The sequence below is a fragment of the Thermovibrio sp. genome (genome assembly GCA_015488335.1).
In the GTDB taxonomy this organism is placed as follows: domain Bacteria; phylum Aquificota; class Aquificia; order Desulfurobacteriales; family Desulfurobacteriaceae; genus Balnearium.
Window position 1 is genome coordinate 1 of sequence record WFNZ01000030.1, and the last position, 18,644, is coordinate 18,644.

An 18,644-nucleotide genomic window follows, 5' to 3' on the forward strand; every position below is an offset into this window, starting at 1 on the left:
GATTGAAAGGGAAACTGCACTTACAGAGGCAAGGTTAAAAGAGGTAAAAAAACAGTTATCAAGACTTCCGGAAGAGAAAGAAATAGCTTTAATTGAAAAAGAAGTTGAAGAGCTGAAAGAAAGGGAAAATAGCCTTAAAGAAAGGGCATCTGGAATAAAGAAACGGGCAAAACTGAACGTAAACAGCGCTAAACAGTTAAAAGATTTTATAGAAAAGCTTAAAGCAAAGCAGGAACTCCTCAACAGAATTGAAGGAGAGGTGAAAAGCGAAAATCAGTTCAGAGAACTCATCAAACAGCTCCAGTCTGAGTTAAAAGAGAAAAAAGAGAAAGAAAAAGAACTCATTTCAGAGTTAGAGAAAGTGAATTTTAAAGAGAGCCTTTTCCTGGCATCCGAAAGGGCGGTAATTTCAACCGAAAACACACTGAAAGAGAAGAGAGAACAGCTTAACAGATTGATAGGGGAAATTAAGAGCCGTGAGGAGAACCTGAAAAAGCTTGAGGAGAAGAAACTGGAACTTCAAAAGGCAAAAGAGAACCTTCAGAAGGTTAAGAACAGCCTCTTCATTCTTCAGAGAGTTCAGGAGAGTATTCACCCGGAAAAAGGGTTCCTGAAAGAGGTGAGAACAGTACTCCTACCCCGAATCGCATACTACTGTAAAGAGTTTTTCTCAGCCTTTGACTTTGAGTTCGGAGACCTCTTCATCTCTGAGGATCTGTCTGTTGAGTTTGGAATGCCTGGACAGGGAACCATGCTGTTAGAAGACCTTTCAGGAGGTCAACAGGTTGCTTTCGCACTTGCTCTGAGGTTCGCAATGGCGAGGAACTTCTCTCAGTCTATGGAACTCTTAGTTTTAGATGAACCAACTGTCCACTTAGACGCTCAAAGGAGAATGGGATTGACGGAGCTCCTTCTCAAACTGAAAAACAGAATTCCCCAGATGCTGATAGTTACCCACGACCCGGAGCTTGAAGTGGCAGGAGATAGGGTAATAAGGGTTAAAAACCACGGAGGATACTCTGTTGTTGAAGTTGGAGCCTAACACTCAAATCCCCTTTGCCCTTTTCCTGGCCGCTGTAGTACTTACGCTGTTAGCAGAACTAACCCTCAGAAAACTCATCAAACAGAAAATAGAGGAGATAATAGCCGACGTTGTTTTCCTCATCGTCTCTTCTCTCTTCCTCTTCTCGGTAGGATGGTTTCTCTCAGAACAGCTCCCGTACTGGGACTACAGGGAACTCTTGAGGAACCTCTCAATCCTGACCTCTGCCATTTACATAACCCGGGCAGCCCACATACTAACCAACCGGAAAGAGTTGAGGTTCATTCCCTACATCTGCTTTACCCTGGCCTTCCTCTCTTCTGTTCTCTTCCTTTTCCTTCCCTTCGAAAGCCCGGAACTCTTGAAAGGTTTAATAGTGGCAAAAAAATTCTTCATTTTCGTAGGCTCTCTCTTAGTTATCTGGGAGCTCAGCTCTGCAATAAGTAGAGAAATTATCGCCAGAACTGTTAAAGTAACCGGAACAATCCTCCTCTCAGTCCTCTTTGTTCTGTGGGAACTTGACTACCTAAAACTGGACTTCAAAACGCTATTTGGAATAGCTCTAATCGTCTTCCTCACAGCTCTACTAACGGTTATGAATTCAAAGTTCTTGCCTCTTCTTAAAGAAAAGCTAAAGGGAGAGCTCCCCCAGAAAGATCTTGACTCCTTAGAGCAGAACCTGAAAGTTCTTATGTCAACCCTCTATTTGTTACTGCTGATAGAAATCCTGAAAGAACTCTCCAACTTAGATAACCTCATAGGAAAGCTCTACTCCCTCTACATTATCAATACAGACCTGATAAAGATCTCCGTAGGAACCCTCATCAACTCCTCATTCTTAGGAATCGTTCTCTTTTCTCTACTGAACGTTGGAAAAAAGCTGGTAAAGCTCTCATTTCCAAAAGAGAGGAGGGAAGTTGAAGGTGGGTCAGCGGAAGCATTAATATTTAATTTAGGAGTCCTGTTCAACGTTATTATCATACTTTCAAGCTTAGGGATAACCTGGAAAGTCCTTCTACCCATAGCCGGAACTTTAGGCGTAGGTATCGGTTTTGGACTCCAGGCTATAATGAACAACTACGTAAGCGGCTTTATACTGTTATTCAGTAAAAAGCTAAAAGTGGGAGACATCCTGGAGCTCCCTTCTATATCTGTAACAACACTCGGAACCACCTCTCCAAGCGTCTTCGGGAAGGTTGAGGATATAGGAATCCTCTCAACGATAATCAGGACAAACGACGGCGTTGAGATATCAATCCCCAACTCATCCTTCATAAACTCTCCAATAGTGAACTTCTCCTACAAAGACCCTTACGTAAGGCTCAAAATTCCAGTAGGAGTTGCTTACTCTTCAGACCCGTTAAAAGTAAAGGAGATCCTTCTGTCGGTGATTGAGGAGCTCCCCTACACCGTCAAGTTCCTGCCAAAGGCCGTAAGGTTTGAGGAGCTTGGAGACAGTGCCCTCATCTTTAAAGCCATATTCTGGATAGACGTGAGGAAAAACCTGTGGGTGAGGAACATAGTCAGCGACTTCTACTACAAAGCCTGGTACAAACTGAAAGAGGCCGGCATTGAAATTCCTTTCCCGCAGAACGACATCTGGTTCAGGAATAGTTTAAAGGTTGAGATAGAAAAACCGGAAAACGGAGGTATAGTTGATAAAGGTGATTTTAGAGCTTGAACCTGAAGACTTCTACACAATTGTAGGCCACCATGAGGAGAACCTAAGGAAACTGGCTCAGATACTGGGAGTGAAGATGGGCTCTCGGGGGAACGAGATAATGATAAACGGGAGCTCCGAAAGCGAAAAGAAGGCCAGAAAGTTCCTGAAAGACCTTGAAGGCCTTGTAAAGTCCGGCCACAAGCTGACAAAAGCAGACGTTGACATGTACCTTACACAGCTTTCTGCCAGAAAGGAATCTAAAGTAAAGGAATCAACAGGTGATGTAATCGTTACAACCTACAGAGGAAAGAAAATAATCACCAAAACGCCCACTCAGAAAAGGTACTACGAAGCAATAAAGAAGAACGACATAGTTTTCGGTGTAGGACCTGCAGGAACGGGGAAAACCTACCTTGCCGTTGCTGCTGCCGTTTCTTACTTCAAACGGGGATTAGTAAACAGACTCATACTGACAAGGCCGGCGGTAGAGGCAGGAGAGAAGTTGGGATTCCTTCCGGGAACCCTTCAGGAGAAGATTGACCCCTACCTGAAACCCCTCTACGATGCCCTCTTTGAGATGATTGAGCCTGAAAAGGTTAACTCTTACTTGGAGAGGAACATCTTTGAGATTGCGCCACTTGCCTACATGAGGGGAAGAACGCTTAACGATGCCTTTATAATCCTTGACGAAGCTCAGAACACAACGAGAGAGCAGATGAAGATGTTTTTAACAAGGCTCGGTTTCGGTTCAAAGGTTGTCATAACGGGAGACGTGACACAGATTGACTTACCTTCAAACAAAGTTTCAGGCCTTGTTGAAGCCACGAAGATACTTCGGGGAATAGAAGGAATAGAAATAGTGGAGTTCTCAAGGGAAGACGTTGTAAGACACAGACTGGTTCAGGAGATAATAAAGGCCTATGAAGAGTATGAGAGAACAAAAGAGAGCTAACCTGATCATCTATTCCCTCATCGTTCTTCTGGGAATAGTAGTTACACTTTTCCTGCTTCCAGTAAACCTGGTTAATATTCCCCTTTTAAAGCCTGGGGAAGTCAGCCCTGTAGATGTAAGGTCTCCAGTATCAATTAAGGTAGTAAACAGAGAAGAGACAGAAAAGCTCAAGAAAAAAGCTCGGGAGAAAATTCTCCCCGTTTATCAGTTAAATCCTGAAGCAGTCAAGAAAACACTTAAAACGGTTGAAAAACTCAACTATCTGACAGGTCAGGAGAAAAAAGTAGTTAAGCAACTCCTCAGGTCATACTATAGTCGGGGCATAATCTCTCAAGTTCCTGAAGGTTATAGAAGAATAAAGCTATTATCTGAAGGAAAAGAAAATACCGTGCCGATAAGCTCTTTCCTCACTCAGGAAAATGCCCAGAAAGAACTGAAAAAAGACCTCCAAAAGCTACTTCAAAACAGAGAAATAGCAGAAAAAGTATATGAAAATCTGAAATTAAAGCCCAATATCGTCTTCAAAGAAAAAGAGACAGAAAAGCTCTGGGAACAGGCAGAGTCAAAAGTAAAACCGGTCTACATCAGCCTCAAAAAGGGTGAGTTAGTAGTTAAAAAAGGAGAAAAAGTTACCTTAGAAGAAGCTGAAAAACTCAAAGCTCTTAGAGAAAATTATTATAAAGGTAAAACAGCAAACAAATATATCTCTCTTTTTTTGCTATCTATAGCCCTGTATTTTTCAGTTGTTAGACTCTACAGAATTCTCAGCCCTTCAGCCTATCAGCTTAAAAACTTAATCTTCTCCTTTTCCGTAATAACCCTTGATATCTTTTTTATAAAATTCTTTACCTTCCTTTCAAAGTTAACAGTTGAAACCCTCAATCTTCCTATAAACGAGAGTTTTATATACGTTCCTGTCGTAACGTCTGTTATTTTTGCTTCAATGTTCGTTAACAAGAAAGTTGCTGTGATACACATACTGCCAGTGGCTCTCCTTTCAGGTTTTATCCTCTCCCGGCCAGAGTTCCTGATAATCCCAATAACTGTGGGAGCAATCTTCTCCGCTTTTGATTCAAGGCGGTTCAAAAGTAGAGAAATCATTTATAAAAGTGCTTTTAGGGGAGCTCTCCTGACAGCAATTTCACAGGTAGTTCTCCTTACCTACTACTTTGGGTTTAAAATAACTCCCCTTCTGTACATTGAACCCATCCTGACACTTGCAGGCGGAGCAATTACAGCCGTTGCGGTAAACGGGCTGAGCCCGATAATAACAAACCTTTTTAACTTCACAACAGACATCGTTTATATGGAGCTGATAAACCTCAACCATCCACTACTGAGGAAACTGGTCTTAAAAGCTCCCGGAACCTACAGCCACTCTGTTATGGTTGCAACGCTGGCTGAAGCTGCTGCAGAGGCAATAGGTGCCAACGCGCTCCTTGCAAAGGCAGGTGGACTGTTCCACGACATAGGTAAACTGAAAAACCCTCAAGCGTTCATAGAGAACCAGATAGACGGAATAAACATCCACGATAAACTTCCTCCCGAAAAGAGCGCCGCTATTCTCAGGTCCCACGTTGAATACGGAGAGGAGCTGGGCAGGAAGTATAAACTCCCTGAAAAGGTAATAGACATAATAAGACAGCACCACGGAACAAAGCTGATGAAGTACTTTTACTATAAAGCAAAAGAGCTCTACGGAAACAGTGTTGATGAGAAAGTTTTTAGGTATCCGGGGCCCAAACCTCAGTTTAAAGAGTCGGGATTGGTAATGCTTGCAGATACTGTTGAAGCAGCAACAAGATCCATGAAAGACAAACAGTTTGACCTTGACTCATTCATTCACAAGCTCATATGGGAAACTATAGAAGAAGGCCAGCTCAACCAGAGTGGACTATCTTTGAAAGAGATAGATACCGTTGAAAAAGTGTTTAAAAAGGTTCTATCGGGCATCTACCACAACAGAATAGAGTATCCCGATGATAAAGACGTTAAAGGGAATTCTGAAAGGGCTGACCTACGCAATTGAAGGGTACATAGGAGCTTTTAAAGAAGATACCCACTTCCGGATAAACCTGACACTGAGCCTTTCAGGAGCCCTTCTCTCCCTTTTTCTGCTTGAAGGGTGTTTAAAGGTGGTGGTTGCCCTCGTAAACTGGTTAGTTCTGGCCTTTGAACTGGTAAACACAGCCCTTGAGAGGGCTGTAGATACGGCAACGATGGAGTTTAAACCGTCAGCAAAGCTTGCGAAGGACGCTTCAGCTGCGGCCGTTTTAACTGTAGGGCTATTCGCCCTTACGTGTGACATCATATTCTTACTGCCTCAAATTCTCAGGAGGCTGTAATGCTTGACGAAATCGGTAAGATGCTCATTTACTTCGGGTTGTTGTTGGCAGTTTTCGGAGCTCTCCTGATTCTAATCTCAAAGGCGGGGAGCTCCTTCCCTATAGGGAGACTTCCGGGAGACATCTACATAAAACGGGACAACTTCATCTTCTACTTCCCATTAGGGACCAGCATACTGATAAGCCTTCTCCTTACAGGCCTTTCGTTTCTAATACTCCTCTTTGTGAGAAAGCAATGAGAAAACTTCTTAAGGCTTTTTTAATTCTCCTGTTAACGGGAAACATTGCCTTCGGAACTCCTATAAAAGAGATAAAAGTTGAAGGGCTGAAGTGGACGAAAAAGGAGTTCGTTCTAAGGGAGCTCCTCTTTAAACCGGGAGATGAGTTTTCAGAGGAGAAGTTAAAAGAGTCTGTAAGAAACCTTCTGAACACCCACCTATTCTACAGAATAGAGCCTGAAGTAATCAGGAAAAAAGAGGGTATTATTGTTGTCCTAAAGGTTAAAGAGAAGTTCCCAATCGTTCCTCTCCCAAAGTTCCGTCTTAAGAGTGAAGGAAGTTATCGTGCCGGATTAGAAGTGAGGGACTACAACCTCTTAGGAATGGGACACAGGCTCTACGCAGGCTACGTTAAGTGGTATAAAACGGAAAATGAGAGCTACAGCTACTACACCTACTTCAACCTCTACCGTATAATAAAAAACAGGATAAACCTGTACGGTGGAGCAAGCTACTCATCAGACAGGGAAGATTACATAGTAAACAGCAGAAAGAAGGGAGAATATAGAGTAAAGAGGAGGGAGCTCCTCTTAGGAACCCACCTCTACTTAGACAGAGAGAAGGTAAATCAGGTAAGCTTTGGAGTAAGGCCTGTTTTCACAGACTACTCCTCAATCCTGAAAGACAAACAGATATACTACGGAGAGCTCTCCTACACAAGGGATTTTTCAACAGATATGGTCTACTACCAGGTGGGAAGCCGCTTCACACTTTCTGTTTCACAGTCAATTCCAGAAGTTTCAGACCTGACAACCGGAAACCTCTCGGTCAGTTACACAAATTCTGTAAAGTTTGGAAAACAGAGAACCAGAATATACGCTGCCGGTTTTGGAACAAAACTGGGCTACTCAGGAGGAGGTTACCAGCTAACAGCCCCTATACCCGGCTACAGTTCCGAAAGGATAACGGGCAAAAGATATATATTTGGAAGCTTCAGCTTGAGGGAACCGGTAATAGACAGAACGGTCTTCTTGAAACCTATGGTGGTTGTAGGGGATGCCTTCAGGTGGTGGAAGCCCGACGACCTATTAGTGGCACCGGGTGTTGAACTGACAGCTTTCTGGGCACGATTAGCTGATGGTATCATAAGGTTTAAACTCTTTAGAGGAATAGGAGAGGGAGCCGACACTCAGAGCTCCCTCAAACTTACCTTCAGGTGGTAGGAATGAAAGTAGCCGTTGCTCAGTTCAAGTCTGTACTTGGAGACTTTGAGAAAAACCTTCAGAAAACCGTAGAGTTCTCCGAAGAGGCCAAAAAGAGAGGAGCAAAGGTCTGCGTTTTTCCCGAGCTGAACCTTACAGGCTACAACGTGTGGGACATAACCTTTGAAGTGGCAGTTCAGCTAAACAGTCCAAAGCTCTCTCCTTTAATTGAGATGAGCAGGGAGATAGACCTGATAGTAGGCCTCGTTGAGGAGAGCCCGGAACACATCTTCTACAACAGCGCCCTCTACATCAGCAACGGAAATATTAAACACGTACACAGAAAGGTATTCCTTCCCACCTATGGTATGTTTGACGAAGGGCGGTTTTTCGGACAGGGAAACAGGATAGAAGCCTTTGATTCGGCACTGGGAAGGAGCTCCATCCTTATATGTGAAGACCTGTGGCACATGTCTACGGTTTACCTCTCCTTCATTCAGGGAACAGAGTACCTCTTCGCCCTTTCTGCAAGCCCCGGAAGGGGATACAAGGAAAAAGGCATGTTTGGAAACGCCGAAGTCTGGATGAACATGGGAGAGTTCTACGGAAGAATGACTGGAAGCTACTTCATCTACGCCAACAGGGTTGGGTGTGAAGACGGTTTTGTTTTTTCAGGGAAGTCTTTTATCGCCAGCCCTTACGGTGAACTTGTCGTTGAAGCGTCACCTTTTGATGAGGAACTTCTGATAGCAGACGTAAAAGAAGAGCTCGTCAGGTCTGCACGGGCTAACCTGCCCCTTCTAAGGGACGAAAGGCCTGAAATGGTCATCAAAAACCTAAGGAGAGTTTTAGATGAGAAGCAGGCTTGAAAGGGAGCTCCACATAGAAGACAAAGCATTCATTGAGAGCGTTCTAACCTACTTCATAAGAGAGGAAGTTCAAAAGGCCGGTTTCCAGAAGGTTGTTGTCGGCATCTCCGGGGGTGTAGACTCTGCCCTTACAGCCTTTTTATCGGTTAAAGCTCTGGGAAAAGAAAACGTAATAGGCCTATCAATGCCTTACAGAACTTCCTCAAGGAGCTCCGTTGAAGACGCAAGGCTTGTGGCCGAAAAGTTAGAGATAGAGTTCCACGAGATAGACATAACACCACAGATAGATGCTTACTTCAAACAGTTCCCCGACGCCGACAACGTAAGGCGGGGAAACAAGATGGCAAGGGAGAGAATGAGCATCCTCTACGACTTCGCCCACTGGAAAAAGGCTTTAGTTATAGGAACGAGCAACAAGAGTGAACTTCTAATAGGTTACTCAACCCGCTGGGGAGACAGCGCCCACGACATAAATCCGATAGGAGACCTCTACAAAACTCAGGTGTGGGAAATGGCAGAGTTTGTCGGTGTTCCCGAAAGAATAGTGAAGAAAAAACCCTCTGCAGACCTGTGGCCGGGGCAGACCGATGAGGGAGAGATAGGCCTCTCTTACAGAACACTTGACCAAATACTGGTAGGTTACGTTGACCTTAGGCTGAGAAGAGAAGAACTGATAAGAGCTGGTTTTGACCAGAAAACAGTTGAAAGAGTGCTGAAAATGGTCAGGAATTCCCAGTATAAGAGGAAAATGCCAATTGTGTGTAAAATTGCCCAGCGCACAGTTGACAAAGACTTCCTCTACCTGAGAGATTGGGGGCTATAGATGGTTTACGACTTCAAAGAGTTGGGAGTATTTGGAGCAAGAGAACTGAAAAAGAGAGGTGCAGACTTTGGAGATCTCTTCTTTGAGAGAAGGCTCTCTTTCAGCGGCAAGTGTGAAGACAACAGAGTAGAAAACCTCAACTGCAGCATAGAGGTAGGCGTAGGAATAAGGTTTGTAAAAAACTTTAAAACGTTCTACGGTTTTACCAATAAACTGACAGAAAGTTCTATAAAAGAAGTAATTGAAAGGCTTGCCGCAGCTTCGGAATCAGAAAATGAAGTGATTTTAGACTTTACAGAAAAGAAACCTCGTTACAGTGAAATAACAGAAGGGCTTGACCTGAGTATTCCCGTTGAAGAGAAGGTGGAGCTCCTGAAACGGGCAAACGAAAAGGCAAGAAGCTACGGAGATAGAATAAAGCAAGTAACAGTTGTCTTGAGGGATCAGCTGCAGGAAGTCTGTATAGTAAATACAGACGGAAAAATAGTTGAAGACGTAAGACCAAGAGTGGTCTTTTATACACTGGTGGTAGCCTCTGATGGAGTGGAGCTCCAGACCGGTTATGAGCCGGTAGGCCACCTGGGAGACTACTCACTCTTTAAGAATATATCCCCAGAAGAGGTGGCCTCTAAGGCAGCAGAAAGGGCACTGAAAATGTTAAAGGCCAAACCGGCTCCTGCAGGAACCTTTACAGTAGTAATCAGCTCTGAGGCCGGCGGAACCATGATTCACGAAGCTGTTGGCCACGGTCTTGAGGCAGACCTTGCAAATCAGGGGCTATCCGTTTACTCAGGGAAAATTGGAGAGAAGGTGGCCTCAGAGCTCATCACAGTTGTTGACAACGGCTACATGAAGGGGAAATACGGGAGCTCCGGTTACGACGACGAAGGAACTCCAACAGGAGAAAACGTCCTTATAGAAAAAGGGATTTTAAAAGGTTACATGTACGACCTTACGGAGGCCATAAAGAGTGGAAACGGGCTTCCCACAGGAAACGGAAGGAGACAGTCCTACAAACACGTTCCAATACCAAGAATGACAAACACCTACATAGCCCCCGGAGAGACTGACCCGAAAGAGATAATCGCAGACACAAAAGAAGGAATCTTAGTAGTAAAAATGGGGGGAGGTCAGGTAAACACGGTCAACGGAGACTTCATATTTGAGGTATCAGAGGGCTACTTAATTGAAAACGGTGAGGTTACAGAGCCCATCAGAGGAGTTTCACTCATAGGAAACGGCCCCAAAGTCCTGCAGGAAATAGACGCTGTTGGAAACGACATAGGATTTGCCATAGGAACCTGTGGAAAAGACGGCCAGGGAGTTCCCGTATCGGACGGAATGCCTACTATAAGGATTCCCAAAATAACTGTGGGAGGAACAAAGTGAAATTAACAGCACTGAAAAATGTTGAAATAGAAGACCTTGGAACTTTCAGAGAAGCCTTCGCAAGAAGGGGTGTAGAAGTAGAAGAGTTAAAGGCTTACGAAGGAGAAATTCCGGAAACAGACAACTTTGATATCCTGGTCGTTTTAGGCGGACCCATGGGAGTTTATGAGGAAGACAAGTACCCATTCCTGAAAGAGGAAAAGGAACTCATCAGAAAAGCCCTCTCTGAAGGGAAAAAAATACTTGGAATCTGCCTCGGAGCACAGCTCATAGCAGACGCCTTAGGTGGAAAAGTCTACAGAGGTGAGTGGGGTAAAGAGATAGGCTGGAAACCCATCTACCCTCAAGACCACTTAGAGATACTCTACAGAGACGAGATAAACGTATTCCACTGGCACGGAGACACCTTTGAGCTCCCGGATGGAGCTGTCAGAATGGCCTCATCGGCAATGTATAAGAATCAGGCGTTCAGAGTAGGCAACCAGGCAGTAGGCCTTCAGTTTCATATGGAAGTTACTCCGGAAGGAATAGAGAAGTGGATAGAAGCTTACAGGGAGGAACTCCTTAATGAAAACATCTCTCCCGACGAGATAAGGTCAAAACCTGAAAACTGGAAAAAGCTAAAGATATACGGAGACGTTTTCGTTGAATACTTCCTGAAACTTTAATCTTCAGGTTGACATCATACTAAATTCTAATAAGATAATGAAAGCTAAACTCTGAGGAGAGGTTTACTATGGCAAAAAGGGCTGCGTTAGCTCTCACACTTCTGCTCTTTACGGCTTCCTGCGGAACTACCGAGAAGGCTGAACCTATAAAAGTGAAAAGCGTTGCAGGTGTTAAAGTAGAGCCTGCTCAGGTTATCTCCTTTGTCAGAAGCGACACGTTCTCTGGAACCGTAATTCCCGATAAGGAAGTATTCCTCTCTCCCAAAGTTGTGGGATACCTAATTAAGGTCAACGTAAACGCAGGAGACAAGGTAAAGAGAGGAGAAGTTTTAGGTTTAATTGACAGCTCAGACATAAAGCCAGACGTTGAAAAAGCGAAAGCAGGACTTAAAGAAATAGCTGCAGCTCTAAAAGAGCTTAATAAAGCCCTGCAGGAAGTTAAGGCTCGGAAACAGGCAGCTGAGGCAAATTTCCTGCTGGCAAAGAAAACTTACAGCAGGTTTAAAAGACTATTAGAAGCAGATGCAGTATCAAAGCAAAAGTTTGACGAAGTTGAAGCCCAGTACAGAGCAGCAAAAGCCAACCTTGAAGCTGTGAAAGCTAAAGAGGCTCAAATTTTAGAGAAGAGAAAGGTTCTTCTGGCCAAAAAACAGCAGGTTGAGGCATCCCTTCAAAAGGCAGAAGCATACCTTTCCTATACACAACTGAAATCCCCTGTAGACGGGATTGTCCTTCAAAAGTTAGTAGATAAGGGGAATTTAGTCTCTCCACAAACTCCCGTTTTTAAGTTAGGGTCATTTCCTCTTAAGGTAAGAGCATTCATTGATGACGCCTATGCGGGAAAAGTAAATGTGGGAACGAGAGTAAAGGTAAAAGTTCAGGGTGTGGAGTACACAGGAGAAGTCGTTGAAGTTGATAGGAGCTCCGACCCCGTAACCCACAAGTTTGGAGTCAAGGTTCTGGTTAAGGATCTCAAGGCAATTCCGGGAACTTATGCAGTTGTTGAGATACCATCGTTAAAAACAGAAGCTGTTGCAGTCCCAAAATCGGCCATATACAGGGTAGGAGCTGTTGAATACGTTTTCGTTGTCAAACATGGAGTAGCCCATCTGAGAATCGTAAAAACGGGAGAGGAAGTAGGAAACATGGTTTTAATTCTCTCTGGTCTTCACCCCGGAGAGAAAGTTGCAGTTACAAAGGTTGAAGACCTTGTAGACGGAGCAAGAATAGAGGGGTAAAGATGAAAAACGTCAATTTAGGAATAGCTGGAAACATAGCAAAGAGGTTTATTACTTCAAAGATAACTCCTCTCCTTCTCATCGCTTCACTTCTAATAGGTGTAGCAGCTGCAATCTTCACCCCGAAAGAGGAAGATCCTCAGATAGTAGTTCCAATGGTTGACATATTTATTCCCTACCCGGGAGCTCCCGCCAAAGAGGTGGAGAGAAAGGTTACAACCCGGTTTGAAAAGCTCATTTGGGAGATAAAGGGAATAGACTACGTCTACTCTGTTACAAAACCGGGAATGTCCCTCATCATCGCCCGATTCAAAGTAGGCGAGGATATGGAAGACTCACTGGTCAAGCTCTACAACAAACTGATGTCAAACATGGATAAACTCCCGCCGGGAGCTCTCCAGCCCCTGGTAAAACCAAAAGACATAAACGACGTTCCTATAGTTACACTTACGGTATGGAGTGAAGACAAAACTCCATACGAGCTGAGGAAAATAGCCAAAGAACTCTGCCTTCAGCTTAAACAGATAGACAACGTCTCAAAAACCTGGATAATAGGTGGAGACACAAGACGGTTTAAAGTACTCATTGACAGGGACAAACTGAAAAACTACCACCTCTCCCTACTCCAGATAGCCCAGGCCATAAAATCGGCCAACGCAAAAATTAATGCAGGAACGATAACAGAGAACAACACAGAATTCCCTGTTGAAGCAGGAGAGTTCATAAAAACAATAGACGACCTTAAAAATGTCGTTGTAGGAGTTTACAGAGGAAAACCTGTCTACCTTAAGAACGTAGCAGAAGTAACAGACGCTCCCATAGACCCTGAACACTACGTTTACATAGGCTTTGGCCCCCACTCAGAAGAAAAGGGAGTAAGCAAAGAGTTCATAGAAAAACACGGGAACCAGTTCCCTGCCGTAACAATAGCGATAGCAAAGAAAAAGGGCACAAACGCTGTAACGGTAGCCCACCAGATCCTTGAAAAGCTAAAGAAGATAGAACCCTACATGCTCCCAAAAGACGTCCACGTTACAGTAACAAGGAACTACGGAAAAACTGCTGAAGATAAGTTTGACGAGTTAATGTTCCACCTTGGAGTTGCAATCTTTGCCGTTGTCGTATTCATCGGCTTAACTCTCGGAGTTAGAGAAGCTTTAGTCGTTTCACTGGCAATTCCAACAACCTTAGCGCTAACCCTCTTCATAGACCTCCTCACAGGCTACACCCTCAACAGGGTTACACTCTTTGCCCTCATCTTCACCTTAGGTCTCTTAGTTGACGACGCCATCGTTGTTGTTGAAAACATCCACAGACATCTGAAGCTTAAAGAGATGCCGCCTCTTCAGGCAGCCATCTACGCCGTTGCAGAAGTTGGTAACCCGACAATTCTGGCAACCTTTACCGTTATAGCAGCTCTCCTCCCCATGGCCTTCGTCAGAGGCCTTATGGGTCCCTACATGCGCCCGATTCCCGTTAACTCCTCAATTGCAATGTTTTTCTCCCTGTTAGTAGCCTTCATCATCTCTCCCTGGGCAGCCTACTACCTGTTAAGGAAAGAAGCTGAAAAAGAGGAAAAGAAAGTCGTTTTAGAGGAAACGAGGACTTACAAAATCTACAATAAACTGATCAGACCTCTCCTTGACTCTGCACTTAAAAGATGGGTTTTCTTAGGCGTTATTCTCCTTCTGATGGTGGGCTCTGTAGCCCTCTTCTTCACAAAAACCGTGGTTGTAAAACTCCTGCCCTTTGACAATAAGAGTGAATTTCAGGTTGTTGTAGACATGCCAGAAGGAACATCTTTAGAAGAAACTGCCCGTGTCGTTAAGGCCATAACAAACTACCTACAGACAATCCCGGAAGTGGTTGACTACGAAGCCTATATAGGAACAGCCTCTCCTTTTGACTTCAACGGCCTTGTAAGGCACTACTATCTAAGGAAAGGTGGAAACGTAGCAGACATAAGGATTAACCTAATAGACAAACATAAGAGAAAGAGGCAGTCTCACGACATAGCAAAAGAGGAAAGACCTAAAATAGAAGCAGTAGCAAAGGCAGTTAACCCCAAAGCTAACGTAAAAATAGTAGAAGTTCCTCCAGGTCCACCTGTTCTCGCCACTTTAGTCGCAGAGATATACGGAAAGGACGATAAAGTAAGGCGGAGAATTGCCAAAGAGGTTGAGGAGATCTTCAGGAAAACGCCCGGTGTAGTTGACGTAGATACGTTAGTAGACGCAGATCACTACAAGTATGAAGTTGTGGTTAACAGGAAAAAGGCGAGGGAATCTGGAGTTACAGAAGCCCAGATTACCCAGACTGTAAGAATAGCCCTTAAAGGAGCTACCGTTTCTGTTGCCCATACCTCTTACGATTCAGATCCCGTCTCAATTTTTGTAAGACTTCCAAGAACCCAGAGGGATGATATTAACAAAATATTAGATCTTACTGTAATGAACAGGCAAGGAAAACTAATCCCTCTGAGAGAACTTGTGAAGATAAAGAAGGTTCTTGCCGACAAAACAATTTACCACAAGAACCTCCACCCTGTTTCTTACGTAATAGGGAACGTAGCAGGAAAATATGAGGCTCCCATCTATCCAATACTTGCCATAAACGACTACCTGAAGAAACATCCGCTTCCAGACGGGTATAAGCTCAAGTACAGCTTCATTCCACCTTCTATTCCACAAACAGACTTCAAGCCGATGATGAAGTGGGACGGTGAGTGGCAGATTACGTATGAAACCTTCAGGGATATGGGTGCCGCCTTTATAGTTGCCCTTATCCTCATCTACCTGCTGATTGTCGGTCAGTTCCAGTCTTTCGTCATTCCAATGATAATCATGGCACCGATTCCACTTACAATGATAGGAATTATTCCCGGCCACTGGGTAATGAGCAAGATTATCGGAAAGACAGCCTACTTTACGGCAACGTCCATGATTGGATTCATCGCCCTTGCAGGCATCGTCGTCAGGAACTCCATCATCCTTGTAGACTTTATTCTGATGAGAAAGAGGGAGGGAGCTCCCCTAAAAGACTCCATCATAGAGGCTGGAGCAGTAAGGTTAAGACCAATCGTTTTAACAGCGGCTGCAGCAATGGTCGGTTCTGCCGTAATTCTGTTAGATCCAATATTCCAGGGACTTGCAATCTCAATACTCTTTGGCGTTTTTGCATCCACAACCCTAACCCTTGGAGTTATCCCGGTACTATATTACATGTTTGAGAAGAGAAACTGGGAAAAGGAATAGTTTAATGGAAGTTTAACTAACAAAATAGTAGAATAGTTTAAAATCAGGCTAAAGAGATAGGGAGGTACAAGATGAAAAATAAACTACTACTGCTAACTGCAATGGGGGTAATAACCTACGGCGGTTTAGCCTCTGCAGATGTATGCAAGATCAAACCAGAAGCTGAATCGGTAAAAAATCCGTTACCGATTAAATACCAGAAACTTAAAAAAGAAAATGAAGAACTTAAAGCCAAGTTGCAGGAATGCCGTTCTTCAAAAGCACAGATAAAAGTGGAAATATCCAGTTTGAACTCTCAGATATTACAGCTTGAAAACGAAAAAGCTCAACTCCAGAGCAAACTCAGACTCCTGCCCAGCAAGGAGAGCTTAGAAGCACAAATACAAGAGCTGGAAAACAGAGTGGGGAGGTAGGAAATGAGAAAACTAATAGCAGCTTTTTCAATAGCTATACTAAGCGGAATTGGTATTGCACAGGCATGTCCTAACCCAACGGAAACGTACGTTCTCTACTCTCCCGATTTTGCCTTCTATCCCGAGTCATTAATAAAGGCCTACAAAGAGGCGAAAAAAGAGAACGAAGAGCTTAAAGCAAAACTTGAGAAGTGTCAGAAAGAACTTGCTCTACTCAGAGCTAAAGAGAGAGAACTAAAAGCCCGTTATGGAGAGCTCTCACAGGAAGTCCAGAAGTTAAGGGAACAAATAACCGAGATAGAAGCTCTCCAGAAAAGACTTGAAGAGCTTAAAGCTCAAGCAGAAGGAAGAATGTCAAAGTGTGAAGAGATGCTCAGAAGGTGGAAGTCTCTTCCAAAGAGATATACAGTAAAAAGGGGAGATACCCTCTGGGGAATTTCTGCTAAAGACTACATCTACGGCGATCCATGGCAGTGGCCACTCATCTACAAAGCAAACAGAGATAAAATTAAAAACCCTCACCTGATCTATCCTAAAGAAGTTCTTAAGATACCAAGGGATATCAACTGTAAGGACATTATAGAGGCAAGGAAAAAAGCCCTCAGAACTCCACCTCCCCCTGGAGTTAAGCCTAAAAAAGTTGGTCCTGTGAAAGCTGAGGATATTCCGAAAACAGCCACAGATTACTTCCTCTGTACACAGTGCTCTAAATAGTTTCCATAAGGGGGCTATCCTGAGGTAGCCCTCTTTCCACATTTAAACCTTTCAACATCTCTTGAATTGGAAGAAAATTCTCGTTAAATTTGTTTACATAGATTAAGTTTTACTATCAGGAGGGAGAGATGAGAGTAAAAGAGAGCCATGAACTGAGAATTCAGAAAGTTGTAACCAAAACTGGGGTAGAACTCTGGAGAATCGTTGTTGCTCCTAATCACTTTTTCCTTGAACAGAATCCACATAAACCGAGTAAATACGGAGTAGCCTACAGACAGATAAAGGAGATATATCCCGATTTCTACATGTTCTGGGAGATAAAAAACGACAAATATACAGGAAGGCTTTTAACCGGAACGTTCCTTGATAGAGATGACATAGATAAGTTTATAGATTCTATACTTCATAATGAAGAGTACAAAACTTACGAAGATGTTAAAGACGAGATAATAAAATAACAGTAGAGATTGCTCTGCTTTACTCTAAAACATCTCTGTTCTTTCCCTGGTTTTTAGCTTTATAAAGTCTTTCATCTGCAACTTTTATCAGTTCATCCAGCTTTCCAGGAACAGAGATATCAGATGGGAAGTCTGCCAGACCGGAACTAAAGGTTACAGGTCTACCTATTCCAAAATCTTCCTTCATTAATTTCTTTCTTATCCGTTTTACAGCCATTAATGCTTCCTCTTTCCTTGAAGAAGGGAAAATTATAAGAATTTCCTCACCCCCAAATCTAACCGGAATATCGCTTCCTCTAACAGAATTTTTTACTATCTCTCCTAACCTACGAAGAACCTCATCTCCTTTCTGATGGCCGTAAATATCGTTGATTGATTTAAAGTTATCAATGTCTAATAGAGCCACTGAAAGAGGAAATTTCTCCCTTTTCCAGAAAGGAACATAGTTCTTCTCAAAAACAGCATTCAGGTAATTTCTATTGTACAATCCGGTAAGGGAATCTGTTAATGCAAGTTGTTTTATATGTTCATTAAGACTGGAAATTTTTAAAGTTAGTTTTACAATAAGATCAGCTACATCTCTAAACTCTTTTATTTTGAACTCATCTAACTTTCCTTCTAAAGGTGCCAAAATTCTATCAGGGTCTTTCAGCTCTTTAATAAAGCTTTTAAGCTTATTAAAGTCAGCATTTATATCTATCCAGACGGAGACAATGACGACAGAAGCAATAATTATGAAAAAGATAGAAATAAAAAGAGAATCTAAAAACCAGTAGTTCCTTATTTGATCAACATAGCTTCTATTAAAAATAGCTAAAAAGTATCCCTCCTTCTCCTTCTCAAGGAACTCCGATGCATACTCTTCATAAATAGGCAAACAAACAATAACCTTAGTTTCAGTAAAAAGAATCTTTTTCTTATTAGAACATGCATATTTTACTTTGAGTTTTTCTGGATAACAGTATTTCTTAAAGCCAAAAGAAAGATACAATCCATCTAATGATGGGATATCCTTAACTGTTCTTCTCATACTTTCTTCTATCAAGTACTTATTTGGGTAGATTTCAGCAATCAGCTTTAAGTTCTCAGCCAAAACAGAAGAGATCTGTTCTACGTATTTTTTTTCATACTCATAGGAAAGCTTGGAAGAGAAAAGGTTTGAAAACAAAACAAAAAGGATCATACCCAAAATTAAAGCAAAGTACTGTAAAAACAATAGCTTCTTAAAACTTTTCATTCCTCTTTACACGGACAGGGCAATATTTTATTCTTAGGATTGTTTTCTACCAAAAAAACCATATCTTCTGCCAACTTCTCAAAATCAATTTCATCAACATAATCAAGATTAAATTTATAAAGATCAGAAAGACCAGAGAAAATAATTAATTTATTATCC

At 42.9% G+C, this 18,644-nt stretch carries 17 protein-coding genes; 16 read left to right on the top strand and 1 reads right to left on the bottom strand.

The window, feature by feature from the left end; genetic code table 11:
- From F8H35_RS03545 to F8H35_RS03620, 16 genes are all read left to right on the top strand, one after another.
- A partial coding sequence (locus F8H35_RS03545) for an AAA family ATPase (RefSeq protein ID WP_472572183.1) occupies nucleotides 1–1,042 on the top strand: 1,042 nt, incomplete at its 5' end.
- Nucleotides 1,023–2,723, top strand: coding sequence for a mechanosensitive ion channel family protein (locus F8H35_RS03550; RefSeq protein WP_472572184.1), 1,701 nt, complete (start codon nucleotides 1,023–1,025; stop codon nucleotides 2,721–2,723). The genes F8H35_RS03545 and F8H35_RS03550, both read left to right, overlap by 20 nt.
- Nucleotides 2,698–3,657, top strand: coding sequence for a PhoH family protein (locus F8H35_RS03555; RefSeq protein WP_472572185.1), 960 nt, complete (start codon nucleotides 2,698–2,700; stop codon nucleotides 3,655–3,657). The genes F8H35_RS03550 and F8H35_RS03555 overlap by 26 nt, the downstream gene beginning before the upstream one ends.
- A complete protein-coding gene (locus tag F8H35_RS03560) occupies nucleotides 3,626–5,686 on the top strand; it encodes an HD family phosphohydrolase (protein WP_472572186.1) in 2,061 nt (686 codons plus the stop codon). The genes F8H35_RS03555 and F8H35_RS03560 overlap by 32 nt, the downstream gene beginning before the upstream one ends.
- Nucleotides 5,637–6,002, top strand: coding sequence for a diacylglycerol kinase (locus F8H35_RS03565; RefSeq protein WP_472572187.1), 366 nt, complete (start codon nucleotides 5,637–5,639; stop codon nucleotides 6,000–6,002). The genes F8H35_RS03560 and F8H35_RS03565 overlap by 50 nt, the downstream gene beginning before the upstream one ends.
- Nucleotides 6,002–6,241: a DUF2905 domain-containing protein gene (locus tag F8H35_RS03570; RefSeq protein ID WP_472572188.1), complete on the top strand. Its 240-nt coding sequence runs from the start codon at nucleotides 6,002–6,004 to the stop codon at nucleotides 6,239–6,241. Before F8H35_RS03565 ends, F8H35_RS03570 begins: the two co-directional genes overlap by 1 nt.
- Nucleotides 6,238–7,443, top strand: coding sequence for a POTRA domain-containing protein (locus tag F8H35_RS03575; RefSeq protein WP_472572189.1), 1,206 nt, complete (start codon nucleotides 6,238–6,240; stop codon nucleotides 7,441–7,443). Before F8H35_RS03570 ends, F8H35_RS03575 begins: the two co-directional genes overlap by 4 nt.
- Before the next feature lie 2 nt (nucleotides 7,444–7,445).
- Nucleotides 7,446–8,291 carry a nitrilase-related carbon-nitrogen hydrolase gene (locus F8H35_RS03580; RefSeq protein WP_472572190.1) on the top strand — a complete coding sequence of 282 codons (846 nt, stop codon included), beginning with the start codon at nucleotides 7,446–7,448 and terminating at the stop codon, nucleotides 8,289–8,291.
- Nucleotides 8,275–9,114, top strand: coding sequence for an NAD+ synthase (locus F8H35_RS03585; RefSeq protein WP_472572191.1), 840 nt, complete (start codon nucleotides 8,275–8,277; stop codon nucleotides 9,112–9,114). The genes F8H35_RS03580 and F8H35_RS03585 overlap by 17 nt, the downstream gene beginning before the upstream one ends.
- Nucleotides 9,115–10,503 carry a TldD/PmbA family protein gene (locus F8H35_RS03590; protein ID WP_472572192.1) on the top strand — a complete coding sequence of 463 codons (1,389 nt, stop codon included), beginning with the start codon at nucleotides 9,115–9,117 and terminating at the stop codon, nucleotides 10,501–10,503.
- Nucleotides 10,500–11,171 carry a type 1 glutamine amidotransferase gene (locus tag F8H35_RS03595; protein ID WP_472572193.1) on the top strand — a complete coding sequence of 224 codons (672 nt, stop codon included), beginning with the start codon at nucleotides 10,500–10,502 and terminating at the stop codon, nucleotides 11,169–11,171. Before F8H35_RS03590 ends, F8H35_RS03595 begins: the two co-directional genes overlap by 4 nt.
- 68 nt (nucleotides 11,172–11,239) lie before the next feature.
- Entirely contained in the window at nucleotides 11,240–12,409 is a 1,170-nt protein-coding gene (locus F8H35_RS03600; RefSeq protein WP_472572194.1) for an efflux RND transporter periplasmic adaptor subunit, read from the top strand.
- Between the two features lie 2 nt (nucleotides 12,410–12,411).
- Entirely contained in the window at nucleotides 12,412–15,663 is a 3,252-nt protein-coding gene (locus tag F8H35_RS03605) for an efflux RND transporter permease subunit (RefSeq protein WP_472572195.1), read from the top strand.
- A gap of 71 nt (nucleotides 15,664–15,734) precedes the next feature.
- The gene (locus F8H35_RS03610; RefSeq protein WP_472572196.1) at nucleotides 15,735–16,076 is read left to right on the top strand and encodes a hypothetical protein; all 342 of its coding nucleotides are present in this window, start codon (nucleotides 15,735–15,737) and stop codon (nucleotides 16,074–16,076) included.
- A 3-nt stretch (nucleotides 16,077–16,079) separates the two neighbouring features.
- Nucleotides 16,080–16,790 carry a LysM peptidoglycan-binding domain-containing protein gene (locus F8H35_RS03615; protein WP_472572197.1) on the top strand — a complete coding sequence of 237 codons (711 nt, stop codon included), beginning with the start codon at nucleotides 16,080–16,082 and terminating at the stop codon, nucleotides 16,788–16,790.
- 128 nt (nucleotides 16,791–16,918) lie between these two features.
- Nucleotides 16,919–17,248, top strand: coding sequence for a DUF7132 family protein (locus tag F8H35_RS03620; protein WP_472572198.1), 330 nt, complete (start codon nucleotides 16,919–16,921; stop codon nucleotides 17,246–17,248).
- Between the two features lie 19 nt (nucleotides 17,249–17,267).
- On the opposite strand, the gene F8H35_RS03625 is transcribed toward F8H35_RS03620, so the two are convergent.
- Complete coding sequence (locus F8H35_RS03625) at nucleotides 17,268–18,485, bottom strand: GGDEF domain-containing protein (RefSeq protein WP_472572199.1); 1,218 nt, start codon at nucleotides 18,483–18,485, stop codon at nucleotides 17,268–17,270.
- Nucleotides 18,486–18,644 lie beyond the last annotated feature (159 nt).